This is a genomic window from Microbacterium sp. Root166 (assembly GCF_001427145.1).
In the GTDB taxonomy this organism is placed as follows: Bacteria; Actinomycetota; Actinomycetes; order Actinomycetales; family Microbacteriaceae; genus Microbacterium.
Genome location: NZ_LMGL01000004.1, coordinates 172,646 through 195,681, shown reverse-complemented (window position 1 = coordinate 195,681; position 23,036 = coordinate 172,646). Strand labels below are relative to the sequence as shown.

Here is a 23,036-nt window from a genome sequence, read left to right as displayed (position 1 = left end):
GGGAGTCTTCTCCCACACGGGACAAGAGGAGCCGGCGGTCTTCGGTGATACTCCGGCCCGCGGCATCCGCTCTCGATCGGCGGATGACCGGACGCAACACTCCGCGAGCGCCCGGCGGGCGACGGCGTGTTGCGTCCGTTCGACCGACGGAGGGTCAGCGGCGCCCGGCGTGCAGCACCGTGCGCACGAGCAGCCCGGCGATCAGCGCCCAGAAGGCGGCGCTCACACCGAGGATCGCGATGCCCGAGGCCGCCACCAGGAACGTCACGACGGCGGGCATCCGCTCGCGCGGGTCGTCGATCGCCTGGTGCACCGCGGATCCGAAGGCCGCGAAGAGCGCGAGTCCGGCCACCGCGGGGATCACCCCGGGCGGCGCGAGCAGCACGAGCGCGGCGAATGCCGCCGACGCGGCGCCGAGTACGAGGTACGACACCCCCGCCGAGACGCCGGCGATCCACCGCCGCGTCGGGTCCTCATCGGCCTCGGGACCGGCGGCGAGCGCAGCGCTGATGGCGGCGAGGTTGATGGCGTGGCCGCCGGCCGGTGCCCCGACCATCGTGCCGAGTCCGGTGACCACCATGGCTGGACGCCACGGGACCTCGTAGCCGAAGCTGCGCATGATCGCCACGCCCGGCACGTTCTGCGAGGCCATGGTGACGATGTACAGCGGGATCGCGATGCTCACCATCGCCCCGAGGGTGATGGTGGGCATCGTCAGCTCGACGCGGGGCAGCAGAAGGGCGGGATCGACGGATGCCCCGTCCCGCACGAGCGTGACACCCACCACGATCGCGGCCGCGACGAACGCCAGCGGCACCGCCCAGCGAGGTGCCACCCGCACGAACACGAGCCACGTCAGGACGACCGGCACGACGCCCCACGGGTTCAGGACGATGCCGCTGATGGGCGCCAGGCAGAGCGGCAGCAGCACACCGGCCAGCATCGCCTGAGCGATGGACGGCGGGATGCGGGCGATGAAGCGGCCGAGCTGCGGCCACAGCCCGGTCAGCACGATCAGCGCTCCGACGACCAGGAAGGCTCCGATCGCGGCGGGCCAGCCGCCCTCGACCAGGCCGGTGGCGGCGAGGAGGGCCGCCCCGGGCGTCGACCAGGCGACGGTGATCGGCATCCGATACCGCCACGCCAGGACGATGCACGCGATCCCCATCGTGAGACACACGGCGAGCAGCCCGCTCGCTGCCTGCGCCGGCGTCGCGCCGACCGCTTCGAGGCCCGCGAGGACGATCACGAACGCGCTGGTGAACCCGACGAGGCCCGTGACGACCCCGGCGGCGGCGGGGCGGGCCATCGGACCGCGCGATGACACGGCCGTCATGCCGCCGCCGCGATCACGCGTCGAAGTACAGGTTCCAGTGCAGCGTGCAGCCGGGATTGAACGGCGCGGCGCACGCCGGGCAGGAGCCGGCGCTCGAGTACTCGTCGATGGTCAGCCGGTGCCCGCATACACCGCACAGTATCGCGCGCTCAGCCCTCTGTGAGACGGGCCACTGCTCCGCCGCGTGACCGGCATCCGCCGCGTGGCACAGGTGACACGGATAGAACCGCCGGCAGCACGCGAACTCGATCGCGATCACGTCCAGAGCCGTGCCGTAGTGGATGCAGCGCGTCTGGCCATCGATGGTCGGGCCGTGGACGTGCGGGCGATCGGAGCTCATCGCACGCCCCGGGCCGTCAGCGAGTCGCCGAGCTGATCAGCGTGCTTGAGGGCGATGACGAGGAAGGGGACGACGAACGTGCGCAGCCCGCCGCGGGCTCCTCGTGCCCGCTGGGCGTCCCGCACCTCGCGGGCGAGACGGGCGAGCACGGGCACGGTGTTGAGCGTCACGGCCAGGAGCAGCGCCGCCCGCTGCGGATCGAGTCCGAGCCGGCGCAGCGGGCCCAGTCCGCGCTCCACCGCGTCGAGCAAGTCCGTCGTGCGCGTCGTGAGGACGAGCAGCGCGGCGATGACCAGCGCGGCGGTGATCCGTGCGGCGTTCGCGACCGCGGGCTCCGGCCCGAGGAAGACGAGCTGCCCCGCGACGATCAGCACGACGACCCAGCGCACCGCCCAGATCTGACGGCCCAGTTCTCGCATGCCCAGCATCCCGTCGCGGAGGTCTGCCGCTGCATAGGCCACGACCGCCGCGGCGGCGGCGACGGCGGCGCCCCACCACGATGAGGGCAGCAGCGAGACGGCGAGCACCGCGACCAGCACGAGCACGATCTTGGGACCGGCGGGAAGCCGGTGCAGCCGGCCGCTGCCGGGACGGTAGAGCGTCAGCACCCCAGCGCCGCCTCGTACCGGGCGACGATCTCGCCGGGCTCCCCGACCGCTGCCAGGCGACCCCCTTCGAACAGCACGGCGACGTCGCACCGCTGGGCCAGCATGAGATCGTGCGTCACCACGACGAGCCGGTGTCCGGCGTCGTGGAAGAGATGGTCCGCGACGAGGCGCGCGTTGCGGGCGTCGAGGTACGCGGTTGGCTCGTCCGCGATCACGAGCTCCGGACGTCGCACGAAGGCCCCGCACAGGGCGAGCAGCTGCTTCTGACCGCCCGACAGCTCGTGCGACGCGCGGTCGGCCAGAGCGCTCAGGCCGAATCGCTCGAGCGCGTCCGACACGCGCCGCGCGGTCTCGGCGGCTCCGAGCCGATCGGCGCGGATCGAGAACGCCACGTCCTCGGCGACCGTCGGCATCACGATCTGCGCGTCGGGGTTGCTGAAGACGAGCGCGACACGCCGCCGAAGTTCGGCCGCCTGCGTGCGGGGATCGAGGCCCAGGACGCTCAGGTCGCCGGACGCCCGCGGCACCAATCCGCCGATCACGCGGGCGAACGTCGACTTGCCTGAGCCGTTCTCGCCGACCACGGCGATGGTCCGGGCGTCGAGCGACAGCGACACGTCGCTCAGCACGTCGGCATCCCCGAGCCGCACGCGCACGGCATCCATCCGTATGCTCACCGGACGACCTCCACGACGGCCGCGACTCCCAGGCCTCCACCGACGGATGCCGCGGCCACGCCGATCGTGCCCGCGGGGGCGCCGGCGCGCACCAGCCTGCTGAAGAGCCGGACGAGCGACACGGCGCCGCTTGCCCCCCACGGGTGCCCGAGCGCCAGCGCTCCACCGTCGGCGCACACGCGCGGATCGTCCTCGGCGATGCCGAGCCGGTCGAGCACGCCGAGACTCTGCGCCGCGAACGCCTCGACGATCTCGAAGGCCGCGACATCCGCCACCGTCAGCCCGGCGGAGCGCAGGGCCGAGTGGATGGCCGGCGCTGCGCCGATCCCGGGGAGCGCGGGGTCGCAGCCGACGAACGCCGAGGCGCGCACTGCGAGTCCCGGCGCTGTCCCGCCGGGTGCGACGACGACGACGGCCGCGCCGTCGCCGATCCGGGTCGAGGTGCCCGCGGTGAGCGAGCCGCCGGGAAAGAGTGCGGGGAGCCGGGCGAGCAGGGGCTCCGCGCCGCCGATGGCGTCGTCATGCTGCAGTCCCGCGAGCGGCACGAGCTCGGCATCGAAGCGACCGGCTGCGACGGCTGCTCGCGCCCGGGCGTGGCTGCGGGCGGCGTGCGCGTCCTGCCGGGCGCGGGAGATGCCGTCGTGCGCGGCCAGCTGCTCGGCGGCGTCGGTCATGCCGGGGTCGGGGAATCCGGGGGGCGTGAATGGCGCTCGGTCGTACGGCACCCCGTCGACGCTGCGCACCGGCGCGGTCGAGGCGCTTTCGACACCACCGGCGACCCGGATGCGCACGTCGCCGGCGCGGATGGCGGTCACCGCGTCGAGCACGGCGGCCAGGCCGCTGCCGCACTGGCGATCCACCGTCCCACCGGGCACAGCGGTGCCGAGCCCTGCGGCGAGCGCCGCGACACGACCCGGGTTGCCGCCCGGGCCCATGCAGTTGCCGAGGAGCACATCGGCGACGCTGACCGGCGCTCCGGTCGCCGCGGCGGCGTCCGCGAGCGCGGCGCGGATCGTCGGCGCCGCGAGGTCGGCCAGTCCCAGAGCCGCGAGCGCGCGGCCGCGCGTGGCGATCGGAGTGCGCCGTGCGGCGACGATGACGGGATGCTGGTCAGACGACAAGGCGGCGCACCTCCCCTGCGAGTGCCCGTCGTGCAGCCTCCGCGCGCGAAGGCTTGCCCGACGAGGTGCGGGGAAGCTGACCCGCAAACCACTGCCTCGGGCGGTGGGCGGGCGCCAGATCGGACTCGACGCGCTCCCGCAGGGTCACCGGCGTATCGCCTTCGAGCTCGAGGAATGCCCCCACGAGCGCTCCGACCCGCTCCCGCGGCACGCCGAAGACGACGGCGTCGCGCACGCCGGGAACGCCGCGCAGCACCTCTTCGACCTCCTCGGGAACGATCGTCGCCGACGCGCTCAGGATGGCGGCATCCGCTCTGCCGAGCAGGCGGAGCCGCCCGCCGGTGAGCTCCGCCCTGTCGCCCACGGTCGCCCATCCACCGTCGCGGCGCAGCGGTCCCCCGTCGCCGACGTACCCGGAGGCCACGTACGGCGAACGGACCCAGAGCTCGCCCTGCCGGACGTCGAGCTCGACTCCGGGGAACGGCTCCAAGCCGTCGCCATGGTCGACCGCGACGAACGACAGCTCGGCGGCGCCGTAGTAGGCGGCGACGCGGATGCCGGCATCCGCCGCCCGTCGCCGGAGCGACGCGTCGAGATGCGAGCCTCCGATCAGCGCGGTCCGCAGGGTCGTCGGAGCGCCCGCGTCGAGCACGGCCCGCAACCCCTCGGGGGTGCCGTGCAGACACGTGGCCGACGCAGCCGCTGAGAGGCCGAGCGCCGGCTGCGGCCCACCGTCCAGCGCGTGAGCGAGCGAGAACAGGCTCAGCGAGGCGGCGGGCGGAGCGGGCAGCAGGACGACGTCTTCGGGCCCGGCATCCAGGAGCGCGGCGATCGACCCGAAGGACGCCGCCCACGAATCGGCACTGCGGATCACGATGCGCGGGCGACCGCTGCTGCCGGAGGTGAGCGTCGCCCACGCGGCATCCGAGGGAAGCTCTGCCGTCGCGGCGAGCGCCGTCAGCGATTCCCACTGTGTCGCGGGCCAGCGCGCGTCACCGACGAGCGGCACGTCGCCGGCCGCGCGTGCCGCGCGGAGGTGCTCCAGCAGATCGGGGCGATCGCCGTCCAGCGGGGTGATCACGGCACAGGCGTCGGCGTGGCCGCGTTCCGGGCGGCGGGTCGCTGCACCCACTCGCGCCGGAACGCCCGTGGATAGGCCTTCACGAGCGTCGTGACGATGGCCGTCGCGAGCACCGCCTTGACGAGGTCGCCGGGCAGGAACACGAGGCTCGTCAGCGCGGTCTCTGCCAGCGGCAGCCGGGTCACCAGGCTCTGCACCGGGATGCCGATCGCGTAGACGACGAGGATGCCGCCGGTGACGACACCGGCGAACGTGCGCCAGATCACCGGCCTGCGGCCTCCGGCGTGCACGATGAGGCCGATCACGATCGCCCCGACGATCCAGCCCAGGAGGTAGCCGGCCGACGGCCCGAGGAAGACGGCGACGCCGCCGCGGCCACCGGCCAGGAGCGGCAGGCCGACTGCGACGAGGGTCAGCACGACGGTGACCGAGAGCGCACCGAGCCATGGGCCGAGGATCGCGCCGGCGAGCATGACACCGAGAGTCTGTGCCGTGATCGGCACGGATCCGAAGACGGTGAATCCGCCAGGCAGGCCCAGCACGGCGATGATCGCCGCGAACACCGCGACCCGTGCGAGGTCGGTGGCGTCGAGCGATCGCGTCCGGCTGGGGGCGGCGACGGTCGTGGCGGTATCGGTCATCGGGTGGACTCTTCTCTCGTGGCGAACTCCTGAACACCGTTCACCTGAACAGCGTTCACTATAGTCAGACCGTGACGAGAACAGGAAACGGCCGGCACTCGCGTGACGACGTGGCGCGCGAGGCGCTGCGCATCCTCGACGACTACGGCCTGCCAGACCTCACCATGCGCCGGCTCGCGGCGGCGCTCGAGGTGCAGCCCAGCGCTCTGTACTGGCACTTCCCGAGCAAGCAGAGCCTGCTCGCCGAGCTGTCCGACCGCATCGTCACGCAGCATCCGGAACCGACGTCGCGCGATTCGGACTGGAGCGAACAGGTCGCTGCCCGCGCCTTCGCCCTCCGCGACGCACTGCTCGCCTATCGCGACGGCGCCGAGGTCGTCGCCAGCACCCTGGCCCTCGGGCTCGGCTCGACGGCCGCCCGCGACCGGCTCAGCACGGCCGTCGCCGCCGGGGGGTTCGACGACGTGACGGTGCGACGTGCGACCACGACCCTGCTCCACTTCATCCTCGGCCACGTCTCGCACGAGCAGCAGCGGATGCAGTACGACAGCCTGGGGGTGCGTGAGGAGACCGCGGATCCCGGCGACGACACCCCGGGCGCCGAGTTCGCGTTCGGCGTCGCGCTGCTGGTCGGCGGCCTCGAGAGCAGCCGGCAGGGCGACCCGGGCCGCGCCGGGAGTCGTAGCCTGGAGGCGTGACCACCATCCTGCTGACGGGCTTCGAACCCTTCGGCGGTGATGGCTCGAATCCCTCGGGCGATGCCGTGCGCCTCGTCGCATCGAGCTGGACGGGACCCGAGCACCTCGTGACGGCCGTGCTTCCGGTCACGTTCGGCGGCGCCGCCGCGGAGCTCGTGCGCCTCATCGCGGAGCACTCCCCCGATCTCGTGGTCGCCACGGGCCTGGCCGGCAGCCGGGCGGTGATCTCCGTCGAACGCGTCGCGGTCAACCTCACGGATGCGCGCATCCCCGACAACGCCGGCATGCAGCCCGTCGACGGGCCGAGCGTCGACGGCGCACCGGCGGCCTACTTCGCGACGATCCCGGTCAAGGCGATCGCACGCGACATCGCGGCAGCGGGGATCCCGAGCGAGGTCTCGCACTCGGCGGGCACGTTCGTCTGCAACCACGCGTTCTTCGCCGCGGTCCACGCCGGCGCGCAGCGCCCCGGCATGCGCGCCGGGTTCGTCCACGTCCCATGGGATGCCGAACACGCTCCGTCAGCGGATGCCGCGTCCCTGCCGCTGGCCGAGATAGCCCGTGCGCTCGAGATCGCGCTGCGCACCGGCATCCGCACCGAAGAAGATTTCGCGATCAGCGCGGGAACGCTCTCCTGACGCCCAGTGCGCGAACGCGCGGGCTCAGGACGTGACGACCTGAGCCGTGCCGAGCGGCGCGCCGGGACCCATCTCGGCCGCGATGCGGTTGGCCTCTTCGATCAGCGTCGCCACGATCTCGGCCTCGGGCACGGTCTTGATGACCTGGCCCTTGACGAAGATCTGGCCCTTGCCGTTGCCCGAGGCGACGCCGAGGTCGGCCTCGCGCGCTTCGCCGGGGCCGTTCACCACGCAGCCCATGACGGCCACGCGCAGCGGCACGGTCATGTCCTTGAGCCCCTCGGTGACGTCGTCAGCGAGCGTGTAGACGTCGACCTGGGCGCGGCCGCACGACGGGCACGAGACGATCTCGAGCTTGCGCTCGCGAAGGTTGAGCGACTGCAGGATCTGGTGGCCGACCTTGACCTCTTCCGCCGGCGGGGCCGACAGCGAGACGCGGATCGTGTCGCCGATCCCCTCGCCGAGCAGGATGCCGAAGGCCGTGGCGCTCTTGATGGTGCCCTGGAACGCGGGTCCGGCCTCGGTCACGCCGAGGTGCAGCGGCCAGTCGCCCATGGCGGCGAGCTGGCGGTACGCCTCCACCATGATCACGGGGTCGTTGTGCTTGACCGAGATCTTGAAGTCGTGGAAGTCGTGCTCCTCGAAGAGGCTCGCCTCCCAGCGCGCACTCTCGGCGAGTGCCTCGGGGGTGGCCTTGCCGTACTTCTGCAGCAGGCGCGGGTCGAGCGATCCGGCGTTCACGCCGATGCGCAGCGAGACGCCTGCCGCCTTGGCCGCGGCCGCGATCTCGCCGACCTTGTCGTCGAACTGGCGGATGTTGCCGGGGTTCACGCGCACCGCGGCGCAGCCCGCGTCGATCGCCTGGAAGACGTACTTCGGCTGGAAGTGGATGTCGGCGATGACCGGGATCTGGCTCTTCTTCGCGATGATGTGCAGCACATCGGCGTCATCCTGGGACGGAACCGCGACCCGCACGATCTCGCAGCCCGACGCGGTGAGCTCGGCGATCTGCTGCAGCGTCGCGTTGATGTTGGTGGTCGGCGTGGTGGTCATCGACTGAACGCTGACGGGAGCATCACCGCCCACGAGCACTTTGCCGACCTTGATCTGGCGGCTCTTGCGACGGGGGGCGAGCGTGTGGGGAACCTTGGGCATCCCCAGATTGACGGCTGGCACGCCCCCAGCCTACGCGGCGGTCCGCGCGCGGGGCTGGCCGTGGGCTGAGCGGATGCCGTGATCTCGGCGTCACGCGGGCGGTGTAGTTTTCCGGCATGAGCCTGAGCCACCACCTCGGACGCATGGTCGGCCGAGACCCGAACGAGCCGCATCGCACTGCGACCCCGCTCGAGCTGCTGTTCGATCTCGTCTTCGTCGTCGCTTTCAGCCAGATCGGGTCGCAGGCCGCGCACTATCTCGAGCTGGGCCACGTGTCGACAGCGCTCACCGGCCTCGCGTTCTCGACGTTCGCTGTCGCGTGGGCGTGGGTCAACTACTCCTGGCTTGCGTCGGCGTACGACACCGACGATGCGTTCTTCCGCATCGCGACGCTCGTGATCATGGTGGGCGTCCTCATCGTCGCCCTTGGCGTGCCCGACGTGTTCCACTCGGTCGACGAGGGCCACATCTTCGACAACACCGTCATGGTCGCCGGGTACGTGGTGATGCGCGTCGCGACGATCGCGCTGTGGATCCGCGCCGCGCGGCACGACGAGAAGCGCCGCAGGACGTGCATCGCCTACGCCGTCAACGTCTCGATCGCCCAGGTCGGGTGGATTGCGCTCATCTTCCTCAACCTGCCGCTCGGGATCACGCTCGTCTTGACGACGCTCCTGTCGCTGTTCGAACTCGCGGGTCCGTACTTCGCCGAGAAGCGTTACGGTCCCACCCCCTGGCACCCCCATCACATCGCCGAGCGGTACGGCCTCCTGGTGATCATCACGCTGGGCGAGGTCATTCTCGGCACCATCCTCGCGATCTCGGCCGTCATCGAGGAGTACGGCTGGTCCCTCGAGGCAGGGCTCGTGGCCTTCGGCGGCACGGCGCTCGCGTTCGGCTTGTGGTGGAGCTACTTCGTGCTCCCCTTCGGCAAGGTGCTCGAGCATCACCGCTGGCGCGGATTCCCGTGGGGCTACCTGCACCTGTTCATATTCGGGTCGCTCGTCGCCGTCGGCGCGGGCCTCCACGTCGCCGCGAACGTCATCACCGACCACGCGCACGTCGACGCGACTTTCGCAGTGCTGTGCATCGCGATCCCGGTGCTCGTGTACGAGACGTTCCTCTTCGGGATCTACGCGATCACCGTGATGCAGTTCGATCCGTTCCACATCTGGCTCTACCTCGGATCGGTCGCCGCTCTCGTCGCGAGCGTCGTCGCCGTGTCGCTCGGGGCCTCGATGGGCACCGCGCTGCTGCTCATCGCGTGCGCACCGGCTGTCGTGGTCGTCGGGTACGAGGCCGTCGGATGGCGTCACGTCGCCGCCATGCTGGAGCGCGCGACGCGCTGAACGACGGGCGTCATCGACAGGATGCCGCCACCTGCCGTGTGGTAGGTTCGCCCCATGTCCGCGCACCTGTCCTGGTGGCTCACCGCATAAGGCGGTGGGTTCGCGTGACCTCAGACCGCCCTCGGGGCGGTCTTCTTTTTCGTAGGGCCGACCGCCCCCACGACGAAAGACCGATCATGACCGGGTTCGCCCACCTCTCCCTGCGCGAGCTTGCTGCGCGCGGCATCCCGTTCGCCCTCATCGCCCGTGACGCCGTCACCGTGGAGGTCCTCACCGGCGATGTCGTCGACGTCGACCTCCTCGCCGACATCCCGCTGGTCGACGCCGCGGGCACGGCACGCGAGGTCCTCGCGCTCGTGCCGTTCCGCCAGGTGCGCGAGCGCGGGTTCGAGTGCCACGACGACGGTGCGCCGCTGCGCTGTCTCATCGTGACCGGACGCGAGGCCCTGTCGCGCGACGAGGTGCTCGCCCAGCTGCCGACCGAGCCCGTTCCGCTCGCCGACGCCGGGTTCGACATCGCCGACGAGGCCTACGCCGACATCGTCCGCCGGGTCATCGCCGACGAGATCGGCCGGGGCGAGGGCGCCAACTTCGTGATCCGCCGCGACTTCACCGCCGGCGTCGACCTGGATCCGGCCACCGCGGCGCTGACCTGGTTCCGCGCGCTGCTCGAGTACGAGCGCGGCGCCTACTGGACCTTCGCGATCGTGACGCCCGGGCACGTGGCCGTCGGGGCCAGCCCCGAGGCCCATGTCAGCGCGCAGGACGGCATCGTCACGATGAACCCGATCTCGGGCACGTTCCGCCATCCCGCGGGCGGCGCCACGGCCGAGACGCTCACCGAGTTCCTCGAGTCGACCAAAGAGACCGAAGAGCTCTTCATGGTCGTCGACGAGGAGCTCAAGATGATGAGCGCCGTGTGCTCGGACGGCGGCCGCATCACCGGTCCGCATCTCAAGGAGATGTCACGCCTGACGCACACCGAGTACGTGCTGCGCGGCCGCAGCCGGCTCGATCCTCGCGACATCCTGCGCGAGACCATGTTCGCGCCCACCGTGACCGGCTCGCCGATGCAGAACGCGTGCACGGTCATCACGCGCCACGAGCGCACGCCGCGCGGCTACTACTCGGGCGTCGCGGCGCTCTTCACGCCCCGCGCCGAAGTCGGCGAGGGCGAGCCCACGCACGACCTGGACGCCCCCATCCTCATCCGCACCGCGTACCTCCAGGACGGACGCCTGCGGGTGCCCGTCGGCGCGACCCTCGTGCGCCATTCCGACCCGTACGGCGAAGTCGGCGAGACCCATGGCAAGGCCGCCGGAGTGCTCGGCGCCATCGGCGCGATCCCCCGTGATGTCGTGGCCGCGCCCGCGGCGCCGATCGACGAGGACGCACCGGCGCCCGAGCCCCGCCTGCTCGCCGACGACCCCGAGATCGCCGAGCTTCTGGCTTCGCGCAACGCCCGCCTCGCCTCGTTCTGGCTGAACCCGCAGGGCGCCGACGGCGCCGGGCCGTTCGCCGGACGTTCGGCCCTCGTCGTCGACGCCGAGGACCGCTTCACGACGATGCTCGCCCACCAACTGCGCCACCTCGGACTCGACACCCGCATCGCGGCCTGGGACGCCGTGACCGACGCCGACCTCGACGCGGCCGACCTCGTCGTCTCGGGCCCCGGCCCCGGCGACCCCCGCGATCCGTCGACCGCGCGGATGCAGCGCATGCGCGAGGTCGTGTCGGCCCGCCGCGCCTCCGGCCGGCCGCTCCTCGCCGTGTGCCTGAGCCATCAGATCCTCGCGGACTCCGTCGGATTCGAGCTCGCGCCGCTGGCCGCGCCGCACCAGGGACTGCAGAAGACCGTGGAGGTGTTCGGGATGCCGGCATCCATCGGCTTCTACAACACCTTCACGGCGCGCGTCCCCGCGGGCACCACAGCGGTCGGAGAGACCGCGGTCGCCGCGGACGCAAGCGGCGACGTCTACGCGCTGCGCGGGCCGGGATACGCCTCGGTCCAGGGCCACCTCGAGTCGATCCTGTCGCGCGACGGCATGATCACGCTCGAGCGCCTGGTGGCGCACGCGCTCACGCCCGTCGACGCCTGACGGCGCGGCGCCGGCTCAGCCGAAGAGCGACACCGGGTTGAGGATGTCGGCGAGGATCAGGACCGCGCCCGTCGTGATGAGCGCGATCACGACCACGAAGGTCACCGGCACCAGCTTGGTCGCGTCGACCGGCTTCGGCGGAGGACGGTGGAACACCTTGGCCCATGCGCGCTTGATGCCGTCCCACAGCGCCACGGCGATGTGGCCGCCATCCAGCGGCAGCAGCGGGATGAGGTTGAAGACGAACAGGGTCACGTTCAGCGACGCCAGGAGCGACAGAAATCCGGCGACCCGGTTGAGGACGGGCGCCTCGGCCGCTGCCACTTCGCCCGCGAGCATGCCCGCCCCGACGATGCTGCGCAGGCCGTTGGGGTCGCGCTCCTCGCCGGTCACGAGCGTCGCGGCGGTCTCCCAGACCTTGACCGGCAGCTGCCACAGGACGCCGGCCACCGCGATCGCATTGTCACCGGCCGCCTGCGCTCCGGACCAGATCGGCTGGCGGAGGTAGGCCACCTCCTGCCGGATGCCGGCGACGCCGACCTCTTCGGTCTGCGGCTGGTCGTTCGCATCGAGCACGGGGGCGCCCTGTGCGTCGAGCACGGGCTGTTCGACGGCGACGGGCGTGACCGTCAGGGTCTGCGTCTCGCCGTCACGCTCCACCGTGATGTCGATCGCCTGCTCGGGCGACGCCTGGATGAGCGCGGCCGCCTCGGCGAAGGTCGCGACGTCTTGACCGTCGACGGCGAGGAGCACATCGCCCGGCTGCATGCCGGCCGCGGCCGCCGGTGCGGCGGGATCGCCCGGCTCGCACTCGGTGCGCCCGGCGTCGGCGGGGATGATGCACTCGCTGACGCTGGAGACGGTCGTGGTGGCGCTCTGGATGCCGATGCCCGACAGCAGGATCGAGAAGAGCACGATCGCGAACAGGAGGTTCATCACCGGCCCGCCGAGCATGATGACGACGCGCTGCCACACCGGGAGCTTGTAGAAGACGCGGTCGTCGTCCTCGCTGACGAGCGTCTGGTCGTTGGCGCTGCGCGCGTCCTGCACCATCGTCGCGAAGAAGCCGCCGCCGGCCCTGCCCGACCGCTGGCGACCGGATGCCGCATCCGCCGTCTCGGTGGGGGACGGCGGGTACATGCCGGCCATGGAGATGTAGCCGCCGAGCGGGATGGCCTTGATGCCGTACTGCGTCTCACCGACGCGCTTGGACCACAGGGTCGGGCCGAAGCCGATCATGTACTGGCCCACGCGCACGCCGAACTTCTTCGCGGGCCACAGGTGGCCCAGTTCGTGCAGCGCGATCGACACGGCGAGGCCGACGACCAAGAGGACGACGCCGATGACGAACGCGAGAGCTTCCACACGTTCACGGTACCCGCCTCTGTCTTCGAGTTGGCCGTGACCGCGCTCCGTCTCGCCTAGGCTCGAGCGAGGAGGATCCTGTGAGCCCACGCCACGTCCGCGCCCTGCGAGGCGCCGCGGCCGCGTGGATCGCCACCATCGTCGCGGCGACCTCCCACACTCTCGCCGGCGGCGGCGCCCCGGCTCCCGTGCTGGTCGCGACCCTCGGCATCCTCAGCTCGCCGATCGCGGTGGCGCTCGTCGGCCGCCGGCTCTCGTCTTGGCGGGCAGCAGCCACCGTGCTGGCCGCCCAGGGGCTCTTCCACCTGTCGTTCGCGCTCACCGCCGGCGTCGACGCCGACGCGATGGCCGGCCACGTGCACAGCGCGACGGCGACGGGCGCGGCGCTGCCGGCCGCCTGGCTGCTGCCGGACGCGCCGATGCTCATCGGCCACGTCGTCGCCGCGGCGGCCACCGTCGTCGTGCTGTACACCGGCGAGCGGATGCTGCGTGCCCTGGGCCGCGGCATCCGATCGGTCCTTCGCCGGGCCTCCGCCATCGCACCACGCCCGATCGTCCGCGTGCGCGTGGTTGCCGGGGCCGTCGTCGCGGTCGTGCGTCGCGTCCGCCTGTGCGACCTCTCGAGGCGCGGACCGCCCTCTTTCGTCATCGCGGCTCACTGACCGCGGCATGATCCGGCCCGCGCATCCGCGCGCGGGCCGGTGTTCCCTGCACTCGCGACGCGACGGCCCTCGCCGCCGCGCGCACTCTGACGAAAGAATCCGAATGAACACCTTCACGACCCTTCCCCGCCGTTCCCACCGCACCCGCGCGATCGTCCTCACCGGCGCCGCCGCCGGGGTCGCCCTGGTCATCGGCGCTCCCCTGGCCGCGTCCGCACACGTCCACGTCGATCCCGGCTCGGCTTCTGCGGGCGCCACGGCGACGCTCACCTTCGCGTCGTCGCACGGCTGCGACGGTTCACCCACGACCGCCTTCGAGATCGAGATCCCGGACGGCGTGGGCAACGCCACGCCGATCGTGCAGGGCGGCTGGACCATCACGCGCGAGCTCGGCACGGACAGTGTGCCGACCGGCGTCACGTTCACCGCAGACACTCCCGTCGAGGACGGGTTCAAAGCCGAGTTCGCGATGGACGTGCTGTTCGACCAGAGCGCGGCCGGAACGACGGTGGCGTTCCCGGTCACGCAGCTGTGCGCCGAGGGCGAGAACGCGTGGACCGAGATCGCGGGCGAGGGCGAGGATCCGCATGACCTCGAGTCGCCCGCCCCGGTCGTCGCGGTCGGCGAGGCCGAGGCGGAGGCTGACGGCCACGCTCACGCGGCGGGAGCCGATGACGCCCGCCCGGCCGCTTCGAGCACAGAGGCCACGGCCGACCCGATCGCACGCTGGCTCGCCGCGGGCGGACTCGTGGCAGGCATCGCGGCGCTGATCGTCGTACTGGTGCGCGGCCGGGCACGCAAGGCCTGACCGCCCCCGCCTCGGCCGCCACCCGGATCAGGAGATCTGGCCGGAGCAGGACGATTCGCCCGGAATCGTCCTGTCTTCGCCAGATCTCCTGACCTCGGCGCGCCGGGCCTGCGGCGCCCGGATGGCATGGGGTTCCCCGTCGCCGGATGAGAGGATGGACGGGCTATGCCGACCGACGCGCCTTCCTCCCTCCCTCCCGTGCTCCGCCCGGACGCGCCGCCGATCCACACGCTCGAGGATCTCGCCGCGCGCTTCGCCGTCGACGTACGCGGGGGCGTTGCCGGCGTCACCCTGACGGGCCTCACGCTCGCCACCGCCGACCTCCGCTCCGGAGACGTGTTCGTCGCCGTCCGCGGCGTCAATCGCCACGGCGCCGAGTTCTCCGCGACCGCCGCCGAGAAGGGCGCGGTCGCCATCGTGACCGACGCGGCCGGCGCGTCCCCCGCCGAGGCCAGCGGCCTGCCCGTGATCATCGTGGACGATCCCCGCGGCATCCTCGGCGAACTCTCCGCCTGGGTCTACAGCACCGGTCGCGACGACACGCTGCCCGTCCTCTTCGGCACGACGGGCACGAACGGCAAGACCAGCGTCTCGCATCTCCTCGAGGGGATCCTCGGACAGCTCGGCGCCGTCACCGGGCTGTCGTCGACCGCCGAACGCCACATCGCCGGCCAGGTCATCGTGTCGCGCCTGACGACGCCCGAGGCGTACGAGATGCACGCCCTCCTCGCGCTCATGCGCGAGCGCGGCGTCGAGGCCGTCGCCGTCGAGGTGAGCGCGCAGGCGCTCAGCCGCCGTCGCGTCGACGGCATCGTGTTCGACGTCGCGGGGTTCACGAACCTGACGCATGACCACCTCGACGACTACGCCGACATGCGCGAGTACTTCGAGGCGAAGCTCCCGCTGTTCCTGCCCGACCGCTCGCGTCGTGCCGTCATCTGCGTCGACACCGAGCTGGGCGCCGAAGTGGTGCGCCGGAGCGAGGTTCCGGCCGTCACCGTGGGCACTCCCGCGCTGGCGTCGGATGCGGACGCCGCAGCCGCCGCAGACTGGACCGTCGAGATCCTCGATGAGCGGCCCGTCGGCACGCAGTTCCGTCTCACCGCTCGCGACGGCCGCACGCTGACCACGCTCGTCCCCGTCATCGGCCGCCACATGGCCGCGAACGCCGCGCTGGCGATCGTGATGATCCTCGAGGGGGGCTACGCCTGGGAGAGCCTGGTCGACGCGCTCGACGAGGGCCGCATCGACGCGTACCTGCCGGGGCGCACGGAGCTCGTCTCGGGTGAGACGGGTCCGGCCGTCTACGTCGATTTCGGGCACTCCCCCGATGCGTTCGAGAAGACGCTCGCGGCCGTGCGCCGGGTCACGCCCGGGAGGGTCGTCATGCTGTTCGGCGCGGACGGCGACCGCGATGCGACCAAGCGGCACGACATGGGGCGCACCGCGGTGGAGGGCAGCGACATCCTGATCGTCACCGACCACCACCCGCGCCACGAGGACCCGGACTCCATTCGCGCCACGCTGCTCGAAGGCGCCCGGCGCGCTCGACCGGATGCCGAGATCCACGAGTTCTCGCCGCCGGAACGCGCCGTCATCGAGGCGGTCGCACTGGTCGGCGAGGGTGACGCGATCCTCTGGGCAGGCCCCGGACACCAGGACTACCGCGACATCCGCGGCATCCGCACGCCCTACTCGGCGCGCGAACTCGCCCGGCGAGCGCTCCGCGAGGCCGGCTGGCCCGTGCCGGAGCCGCACTGGCCGGTGCCGTACCCGACGGACACCACGCCCGCGTCCGACCCCGAGCGCCCGGTCTACCCCGAGCGCTGAAACAGGCGCGTTTCGTCTCGCTTCGCTCGCTCAACGACCGGCCTTCCCGCGGTCGTTGAGCGAGGGAGCGAAGCGACCGAGACGACACGTGGGAGCGGCTCAGCCGGCCGCCGCGATCGCGCGGTCCGCGGCATCGCGCGCCCACCCCTCGGCCTCGGCGAGAACCTCGCGCGTGAGCGTGCCGGGCGCCTCGTGCTGGTCGACCACGCGATCGACGACGTCCACGATGCCGAGGAATGACAGCCGGCCCTCATGGAAGGCGTCGACGGCCTGCTCGTTGGCGGCGTTGAACACCGCGGGGTAGGTGCCACCGGCCCTGCCCACGCGCTTGGCGAGGCGCACCGCGGGAAAGGCGTCGTCGTCGAGCGGTTCGAAGGTCCACGAGGTGGCCCCGGACCAATCGAGCGGTGTGCCGACCCCCGACACGCGGTGCGGCCAGTCCAGCCCGAGCGAGATGGGCAGGCGCATGTCGGGCGGCGACGCCTGGGCGATGGTCGAGCCGTCGACGAACTCGACCATCGAGTGCACGATCGACTGCGGATGCACGACCACCTCGATGTCGGCGTAGGCGACGCCGAACAGCAGGTGCGCCTCGATGACCTCGAGACCCTTGTTGACGAGGGTCGCCGAGTTCGTCGTCACCACACGGCCCATGTTCCAGGTCGGATGTGCGAGCGCCTCCGCCGGCGTGACCGCCGCGAGCGATGCGCGGTCGCGGCCGCGGAAGGGTCCGCCGGACGCGGTGAGCACCAGCCGCCGCACCTCGGAGCGCTCCCCCGAGCGCAGCGCCTGCGCGATCGCGGAGTGCTCCGAGTCGACGGGGACGATCTGGCCCGGCTTCGCGATCGCCGTCACGAGGTCGCCACCGACGATCAGCGACTCCTTGTTGGCCAGCGCGAGCGTGCGTCCGCACTCCAGGGCGGCAAGCGTCGGGCCGAGGCCCACCGAGCCGGTGATGCCATTCAGGACGACATCGGCCTCGACATCCCGCACCAGCTGTTCGGCCTCGGCAGCGCCGAGTGCGACGTGCTCCACGCCGAACTCGTCCGCCTGAGCCTGCATCGCGTCACGGCTGGAGCCGGCGGACAGCCCCACCACCTCGAACCGGCGCGGATTGGCCCGGATCACATCGAGGGCTTGCGTGCCGATCGATCCGGTCGAGCCGAGGACGAGGACGCGTCGCATCGCGCCAGCCTACCGACGACGCCCGTTACTGCGCGGCGTGCTCGGTGGAGAGGATGTCGATGACGAAGACGAGCGTCTTGCCCGCGAGCTCGTGCTCGCTCGAGCCCGCCTCGCCGTAGCCGAGGGCCGGCGGGATGACGACGAGCACCTGCGAGCCGACGGGCTGACCTTCGAGCGCCTGGATGAAGCCGGGGACGTAGGTGTTGCCGGGGATGGAGATCGGGGCGCCGTTCGCCCACGAGGAGTCGAAGCTCTCGCCGGTCTCCCAGTCGACGCCGTAGTACTGCAGCAGCGTGGTGTCGCCGGCGGCGACGGGCTCGCCGTCGCCCTCCTTCAGCACCGCGATCTGGATCTCGGTCGGCGCGTCGCCCTCGGGGATCTCGATCTCGGGCTGCCCGTTGTCGGCCAGGGTCACCGTCGGCATGCCGTCGACGGGCTCCTGCTCCTCGCCCCAGGCGGCGGTCGGCGACTTGCCCAGGACGTCGAGCACCCAGACCACGGCGGTGGGCGACTGCTCGGTGGCCGGAACCGCCATGACGATGCGCGAGCCGATGGGAGCGCAGCCGAAGAACTGGTCGGCGCCGGAGCCGACCGTGACGCTCACCGGCGGGATGGTCGTGTCGTAACCGTCGGCCTCGAGCACCTCGCCGGTCGAGGCGTCGAAGATCGTCGCCGCGTAGGTGATCAGGTCGCCGTCGGCGATCGGGTCTCCGTCGCCTTCGACGGCGACGGTGCGCTCGGCGCTGGTGATCTCGAGGGGCGCCTCGAACTCGGCGGTCGCCTCGGTGCCCACCTCACCGCCCACGGTGATGCTGTCCGACACCGCGCCGGACGGGGCTGCGACCGAGCACAGGTCCGCGGCCGCGGTGGTGTTCGTGGGCGTCGCCTCGGGCTCGGGCTGACCGGTGCAGCCCGCGAGGAGGACGGCCGACAGCGCGGCGACGGACAGGGCGGCGAGCGGACGAATGCGCACGGTGAAACCTCGAGACGTGTCAGGGGGAAGACTCCATCATTTCGCATCTTTCCTAGGTCTGCGCTGAGAACCGACCATGCCGATACCGGAATGGAATCCGGAGTAGCCTCGACGGATGACTTCCGACCTCGTTCCCGACGCGGACGGACCGCTCGAGGAGGCCCCCGAGCCTCCCGCGACGCGCATGGGCGCGACCTACTTCCTCGGACGATTCGTCCTCACTCCGCTCGCGCGCCTGGTCTATCGCCCCCACGTCGAGGGCCGCTCGCTGGTGCCCCATGATGGACCGGTCATCTTCGCAAGCAACCACCTGTCGTTCATCGACTCCATCGCGATCCCCGTCACCGCCCCGCGGCCGGTGCACTTCCTGGCCAAGGCCAGCTACTTCGACGGCGACGGTTTCAAGGGCTGGGCGTCACGGGAGTTCTTCACCGCCATCGGCGCCATCCCCGTCAAGCGCGGAGCGGGCCAGGCCGCGCTCGACGCCCTCGATCAGCAGCGGCAGCTCCTCGAGCAGGGCAAGGCGGTCGCGCTGTACCCGGAGGGAACCCGTTCGCTCGACGGCCGGCTGTACAAGGGCCGGACCGGCGTCGCCTTCCTGGCACTGCAGACCGGTGCACCGGTCGTGCCCGTCGGACTCATCGGCACCGACGACGTCATGCCCGTCGGTGCGAAGCGTCCCTCGCTGAAGCACCGCATCACGGTCAAGTTCGGCGAGCCGCTGGATCTGTCCCACCACGGTCCCGCGAACTCGGGCAAGGCACGCCGCCTCGCCACCGACGACATCATGGCGGCCATCCACGCGCTGTCGGGCCAGGAGCTCGCGAACGCCTACAACGAAGCCCCGGCGCAGAACCCGATCGACCGGATCAAGCAGGTCCTGCCGCACGAGCGCCGCTGACCTCGATCAGCGGCTCGTGGCGAACCGGGAAGTTCACCGAGTTCGCGATGAAGCACCAGGCGTGGGCCTGCGCGTGTGCGGCGGTCGCGGCATCCACCATCGATTCTTCCGCGACGGTCACCCGAGGCCGCAGCACCACCTCGCGGAACGCGCCGCCCCCGCGACCGTCTTCGACCATGAGCCCCGACGCGTCGTCCTCGTAGCGGACGACGACCACTCCCGCCTGCACGCACGCGTGCAGGTAGGACAGCAGATGGCACTCGCTGAGAGCCGCGAGGAGGAGATCTTCGGGGTTCCACCGCGACGGATCGCCCCGGAACGGCTTGTCGCTGGATGCCAGCAGCTCGGGCTTCCCCTCGATGCGCATGGTGACGGCGCGGTCGTAGTCGCGGTAGCCGGATGTGCCCGTGCCGCGGTCCCCCGTCCACGTCGTCCGGACGGAGTATCGATGCTCACCCCACATGTGCACAGTCTGTCACGGGGGCACTCCCCCCGACGGCGGTAGGCTTGCCGGGTGCCGCAGACCTTCGCCGTCGCCGACGCCGTCGAGCTCGCCGTCGTCGACCGCAGTGGATTCGTGGAATCCCGCCACGCCGGCATCGCCGTCGTCCTCGCCCCGGACGGCACCATCGCCGCCAAGCTCGGCGATCCGTCGGCGCTGATCCTCCCCCGCTCCAGCCTCAAACCGCTGCAGGCGCTCGCGTGCCTGGCCGCCGGGGCTTCCCTGGAAGGCGCTCAGCTGGGCATGGCCACAGCGAGCCACTCCGGCACCGATCGTCACGTCGCCGCGGTGCGCGAGATCCTGCACAACGCGGGCCTCGGCGAGGAAGCCCTCGGCTGCCCGGCGGCCTGGCCCAGTGACACCGCGACCCGCGACGAGATGATCCGCGAGCGCGACGAAGCCGCCCGCATCCGCATGAACTGCTCGGGCAAGCATGCGGCGATGCTGCTGACCTGCGTCGCGAACGGGTGGGACACCACCGGCTACCTCGCGCCGGGGCATCCGCTCCAGCTCCACATCCGCGAGGTCGTCGAGCGCCTGCTGGGTGAGAAGTCCCCTGCCGTCGCGGTCGACGGCTGCGGCGCGCCGGTGTACGCCACCACCCTGTTCGGGCTCGCGCGCGCCATCCACCGCATCGGCAACTCGTCGGTCACCTCGCCGTTCGCGCTCCACCGCAGCGCCGGCCTCCTCGTGCAGGCGGTCCGCGACAACCCCTGGACCATCGACGGCCCCGGCCGCCCGGACACGATCGTCAACGAGCGGCTGGGCGTCTTCGCCAAGGGCGGCGCCGAAGGCGTGATGGTCATGGTCGCCCCCGACGGCACCACCGTCGCGCTGAAGATGCTCGACGGGAGTCTGCGCGCGGCGACGGCGGTCGGTCTCCGGCTGCTCGAGCGCACCGGCGCACTCGTCCCGGCCGACGTGGCCGCGACCATGCAACTGCTTCCGCTGTCGGTCTCCGGCGGCGGACAGGATGTCGGGGCGATCCGCCCCGCTTTCTAGAGGCGCTCCCACAAGGAGCCCGAGCGCTCCAACGGCGGAGCGGAAAGGATCACACGATGAGGATCAGCGTCCCCACCGAGGTGAAGAACAACGAGTACCGGGTCGCGATGACCCCGGCCGGGGTTCACGATCTGGTCGCGGTAGGCCACGAGGTGTTCGTGCAGCGCGGCGCGGGCCTCGGCTCGTCCATGCCCGACGCCGAGTACGAGGCGGCGGGCGCGACCCTGCTCGACGACGCCGCCGAGGTCTGGGCGCGCGCCGAGCTGCTGCTCAAGGTCAAGGAGCCGATCGCGAGCGAGTACGGGTACTTCCGCGACGACCTCGTGCTGTTCACCTACCTCCACCTCGCCGCCGACCGGCCGCTGACGGACCGACTCGTGAGCGACGGAGTCACCGCGATCGCGTACGAGACCGTCCAGGTCGCGGGCGGCGGACTCCCGCTGCTCGCCCCGATGAGCGAGGTCGCGGGCCGCCTCGCGCCCATCGTGGGCGCCTCGACGCTGATGCGCTCCGCCGGAGGACTCGGCCTGCTGATGTCGGGCGTCCCGGGCACCCGCCCGGCACGCGTCACCGTGATCGGCGGCGGCGTCGCCGGCGCGAACTCGGCCGTCATCGCGGCGGGCATGGGCGCGGATGTCACCATCTTCGACACGAACATCCAGCGGCTGCGCTTCCTCGACGACCACTTCCAGGGTCGCGTCAAGACGGCGGCCTCCAACCCGTTCGACCTCGATCGCGCGGTCGTGGACTCCGATCTCGTGATCGGCTCGGTGCTGATCCCCGGCGCGAAGGCTCCCAAGCTCGTGACCAATGAGATGGTCTCGCGCATGCGGCCCGGCAGCGTGCTCGTCGACATCGCCGTCGACCAGGGCGGCTGCTTCGAGGACACCCGTCCGACCACGCACGCCGACCCGACCTTCTCGGTGCACGGCAGCGTGTTCTACTGCGTCGCGAACATGCCCGGTGCGGTGCCGAACACCTCGACCTCCGCCCTCACCAATGCGACCCTCCCCTACATCCGGCAGATCGCGCGTCACGGCTGGCGGGACGCACTGCGAGCGGATGCCGCGCTCGCGGCCGGTCTCAACACGATGGGCGGCGCGGTGGTCAACGCCGGCGTCGCGACGGCGCACGGCCTCGACCTCGCTTCGCTCGAGACCGCACTGGCCTGACCCGCGACTCGTCGCCCGGCTCACCAGAGCTGGGCGACGAGCCCGGCGAAGAGCTCCTCCGCGTCGGCGTCGACCCCCTTGCGGGCGAACCAGGCGCAGACGTTGACGACGTCGCGGTGCAGGAAGTCCAGGCCGTTCGGGTTGGCCGCCAGATCGACGATCTGAGGAAGGTCGATCACCACCACCCGTCCGTCGTGCCACAGCAGGTTGTACGCCGAGAGGTCGCCGTGGGCGTAGCCGCTGCGCGCGAACGCCACCAGAAGCGCCTCGACCTGCCTGAAGGCATCCGCGTAACCGTCCTTGTCGAGTCCGGCCTGGGCGAGACGCGGCGCCGCCGTCCGCCCGGCGCCGATGAACTCCATGAGCAGCTCGGTGCCGCTCAGCTGGACAGGATAGGGAACCGGGATGCCGGCATCCCAGGCGGTACAGAGCGCGGCGAACTCGTTGGCCGCCCAGTGCACTGCGGCCACCGAGCGACCGTGCGCGGACTTGCCGGCGACCGCGCGTGCGTCGCGCGAGTTGCGGAACCGTCGTCCCTCCTCGTACTGGTGCGAGCGGTGGAAGTCGGTGCGTCCGGCCCCGCGATAGCGCTTGGCCGCGAGGGCGCAGCCGTCCCGTCCGGGGACGGCCCGCTCGAGGAGGAAGACGTCGGCCTCCTTCCCGGTCTTGACGATGCCGAGCTCGGTGTCGAAGGCGCCGGCGGACGTCTCGAGCCAGGCGGGATGCGGGAGCGGGCCGCGCTCGGTCGGCGACGCGGAGGGCCAGGTGGACCAGCGCTGGCCATCGCCGGGCTCGGCGTCGAGGAACTGCAGGGACTCGGCGGATGCGCCGAAGATGGTGTCGAACGACATGTGGTGGTGTTCTCCGAGAACGGAGGCCACCGGGAATTCAGA

General features: G+C 71.8%; 23 protein-coding genes. 10 read left to right on the top strand and 13 right to left on the bottom strand.

Annotated elements, in window-relative coordinates; genetic code table 11:
• Window positions 1-154: 154 nt before the first annotated feature.
• The 7 genes from ASD56_RS15220 to ASD56_RS15190 are packed head-to-tail and all read right to left on the bottom strand — an operon-like array spanning window position 155 to window position 5,804.
• Complete coding sequence (locus ASD56_RS15220; RefSeq protein WP_055967779.1) at window positions 155-1,336, bottom strand: benzoate/H(+) symporter BenE family transporter; 1,182 nt, start codon at window positions 1,334-1,336, stop codon at window positions 155-157.
• Window positions 1,337-1,349: 13 nt separating this feature from the next.
• Entirely contained in the window at window positions 1,350-1,676 is a 327-nt protein-coding gene (locus ASD56_RS15215) for a CHY zinc finger protein (RefSeq protein WP_055967777.1), read from the bottom strand.
• Window positions 1,673-2,284: an energy-coupling factor transporter transmembrane component T gene (locus tag ASD56_RS15210; protein ID WP_055967772.1), complete on the bottom strand. Its 612-nt coding sequence runs from the start codon at window positions 2,282-2,284 to the stop codon at window positions 1,673-1,675. The genes ASD56_RS15215 and ASD56_RS15210 overlap by 4 nt, the downstream gene beginning before the upstream one ends.
• Window positions 2,278-2,949, bottom strand: a complete 672-nt coding sequence (locus ASD56_RS15205; RefSeq protein WP_055967769.1) for an energy-coupling factor ABC transporter ATP-binding protein — start codon at window positions 2,947-2,949, stop codon at window positions 2,278-2,280. Before ASD56_RS15205 ends, ASD56_RS15210 begins: the two co-directional genes overlap by 7 nt.
• A gap of 8 nt (window positions 2,950-2,957) precedes the next feature.
• Window positions 2,958-4,082: a thiolase family protein gene (locus tag ASD56_RS15200; protein ID WP_055967766.1), complete on the bottom strand. Its 1,125-nt coding sequence runs from the start codon at window positions 4,080-4,082 to the stop codon at window positions 2,958-2,960.
• Window positions 4,072-5,163: an ANL family adenylate-forming protein gene (locus ASD56_RS15195; protein ID WP_055968179.1), complete on the bottom strand. Its 1,092-nt coding sequence runs from the start codon at window positions 5,161-5,163 to the stop codon at window positions 4,072-4,074. Before ASD56_RS15195 ends, ASD56_RS15200 begins: the two co-directional genes overlap by 11 nt.
• Window positions 5,160-5,804, bottom strand: coding sequence for a biotin transporter BioY (locus ASD56_RS15190; RefSeq protein ID WP_055967761.1), 645 nt, complete (start codon window positions 5,802-5,804; stop codon window positions 5,160-5,162). Before ASD56_RS15190 ends, ASD56_RS15195 begins: the two co-directional genes overlap by 4 nt.
• Before the next feature lie 71 nt (window positions 5,805-5,875).
• On the opposite strand from ASD56_RS15190, the gene ASD56_RS15185 reads away from it, so the two are divergent.
• A complete protein-coding gene (locus ASD56_RS15185; protein WP_082541526.1) occupies window positions 5,876-6,502 on the top strand; it encodes a TetR/AcrR family transcriptional regulator C-terminal domain-containing protein in 627 nt (208 codons plus the stop codon).
• Window positions 6,499-7,140 (top strand): pyroglutamyl-peptidase I, encoded by a 642-nt coding sequence (gene pcp, locus ASD56_RS15180; RefSeq protein WP_200947533.1) that lies wholly within the window; start codon window positions 6,499-6,501, stop codon window positions 7,138-7,140. The genes ASD56_RS15185 and pcp overlap by 4 nt, the downstream gene beginning before the upstream one ends.
• A gap of 24 nt (window positions 7,141-7,164) precedes the next feature.
• On the opposite strand, the gene ispG is transcribed toward pcp, so the two are convergent.
• Window positions 7,165-8,295, bottom strand: a complete 1,131-nt coding sequence (ispG, locus tag ASD56_RS15175; RefSeq protein ID WP_055967758.1) for a flavodoxin-dependent (E)-4-hydroxy-3-methylbut-2-enyl-diphosphate synthase — start codon at window positions 8,293-8,295, stop codon at window positions 7,165-7,167.
• A 116-nt stretch (window positions 8,296-8,411) separates the two neighbouring features.
• Here ispG and ASD56_RS15170 point away from each other — a divergent pair, with 116 nt between their 5' ends.
• Both ASD56_RS15170 and ASD56_RS15165 read left to right on the top strand, forming a co-directional pair.
• Window positions 8,412-9,644 carry a low temperature requirement protein A gene (locus ASD56_RS15170; protein WP_055967755.1) on the top strand — a complete coding sequence of 411 codons (1,233 nt, stop codon included), beginning with the start codon at window positions 8,412-8,414 and terminating at the stop codon, window positions 9,642-9,644.
• A 176-nt stretch (window positions 9,645-9,820) separates the two neighbouring features.
• Entirely contained in the window at window positions 9,821-11,743 is a 1,923-nt protein-coding gene (locus tag ASD56_RS15165) for a chorismate-binding protein (protein WP_055967753.1), read from the top strand.
• Window positions 11,744-11,758: 15 nt separating this feature from the next.
• Here ASD56_RS15165 and ASD56_RS15160 read toward each other — a convergent pair whose 3' ends face one another.
• The gene (locus tag ASD56_RS15160; protein WP_055967750.1) at window positions 11,759-13,108 is read right to left on the bottom strand and encodes a M50 family metallopeptidase; all 1,350 of its coding nucleotides are present in this window, start codon (window positions 13,106-13,108) and stop codon (window positions 11,759-11,761) included.
• Between the two features lie 80 nt (window positions 13,109-13,188).
• On the opposite strand from ASD56_RS15160, the gene ASD56_RS15155 reads away from it, so the two are divergent.
• From ASD56_RS15155 to ASD56_RS15145, 3 genes are all read left to right on the top strand, one after another.
• Window positions 13,189-13,770, top strand: a complete 582-nt coding sequence (locus ASD56_RS15155) for a hypothetical protein (protein ID WP_055967747.1) — start codon at window positions 13,189-13,191, stop codon at window positions 13,768-13,770.
• A 103-nt stretch (window positions 13,771-13,873) separates the two neighbouring features.
• Window positions 13,874-14,578, top strand: a complete 705-nt coding sequence (locus tag ASD56_RS15150; protein ID WP_055967743.1) for a YcnI family copper-binding membrane protein — start codon at window positions 13,874-13,876, stop codon at window positions 14,576-14,578.
• A gap of 165 nt (window positions 14,579-14,743) precedes the next feature.
• Window positions 14,744-16,408 (top strand): Mur ligase family protein, encoded by a 1,665-nt coding sequence (locus ASD56_RS15145; protein ID WP_055967741.1) that lies wholly within the window; start codon window positions 14,744-14,746, stop codon window positions 16,406-16,408.
• A 99-nt stretch (window positions 16,409-16,507) separates the two neighbouring features.
• Here ASD56_RS15145 and dxr read toward each other — a convergent pair whose 3' ends face one another.
• Window positions 16,508-17,593, bottom strand: coding sequence for a 1-deoxy-D-xylulose-5-phosphate reductoisomerase (gene dxr, locus ASD56_RS15140; RefSeq protein WP_055967737.1), 1,086 nt, complete (start codon window positions 17,591-17,593; stop codon window positions 16,508-16,510).
• A gap of 25 nt (window positions 17,594-17,618) precedes the next feature.
• Window positions 17,619-18,566: an FKBP-type peptidyl-prolyl cis-trans isomerase gene (locus ASD56_RS15135; protein ID WP_055967734.1), complete on the bottom strand. Its 948-nt coding sequence runs from the start codon at window positions 18,564-18,566 to the stop codon at window positions 17,619-17,621.
• 115 nt (window positions 18,567-18,681) lie between these two features.
• Here ASD56_RS15135 and ASD56_RS15130 point away from each other — a divergent pair, with 115 nt between their 5' ends.
• Window positions 18,682-19,467: a lysophospholipid acyltransferase family protein gene (locus ASD56_RS15130; RefSeq protein ID WP_082541525.1), complete on the top strand. Its 786-nt coding sequence runs from the start codon at window positions 18,682-18,684 to the stop codon at window positions 19,465-19,467.
• On the opposite strand, the gene ASD56_RS15125 is transcribed toward ASD56_RS15130, so the two are convergent.
• Window positions 19,436-19,930, bottom strand: coding sequence for an OsmC family protein (locus tag ASD56_RS15125; protein ID WP_055967731.1), 495 nt, complete (start codon window positions 19,928-19,930; stop codon window positions 19,436-19,438). The genes ASD56_RS15130 and ASD56_RS15125 overlap by 32 nt on opposite strands.
• Window positions 19,931-19,981: 51 nt before the next feature.
• Here ASD56_RS15125 and ASD56_RS15120 point away from each other — a divergent pair, with 51 nt between their 5' ends.
• Window positions 19,982-20,971, top strand: coding sequence for an asparaginase (locus tag ASD56_RS15120; protein WP_055967728.1), 990 nt, complete (start codon window positions 19,982-19,984; stop codon window positions 20,969-20,971).
• A 56-nt stretch (window positions 20,972-21,027) separates the two neighbouring features.
• Complete coding sequence (gene ald / locus ASD56_RS15115) at window positions 21,028-22,143, top strand: alanine dehydrogenase (RefSeq protein WP_055967724.1); 1,116 nt, start codon at window positions 21,028-21,030, stop codon at window positions 22,141-22,143.
• Window positions 22,144-22,163: 20 nt separating this feature from the next.
• On the opposite strand, the gene ASD56_RS15110 is transcribed toward ald, so the two are convergent.
• A complete protein-coding gene (locus ASD56_RS15110; protein WP_055967721.1) occupies window positions 22,164-22,994 on the bottom strand; it encodes a serine protein kinase RIO in 831 nt (276 codons plus the stop codon).
• Between the last annotated feature and the right edge of the window lie 42 nt (window positions 22,995-23,036).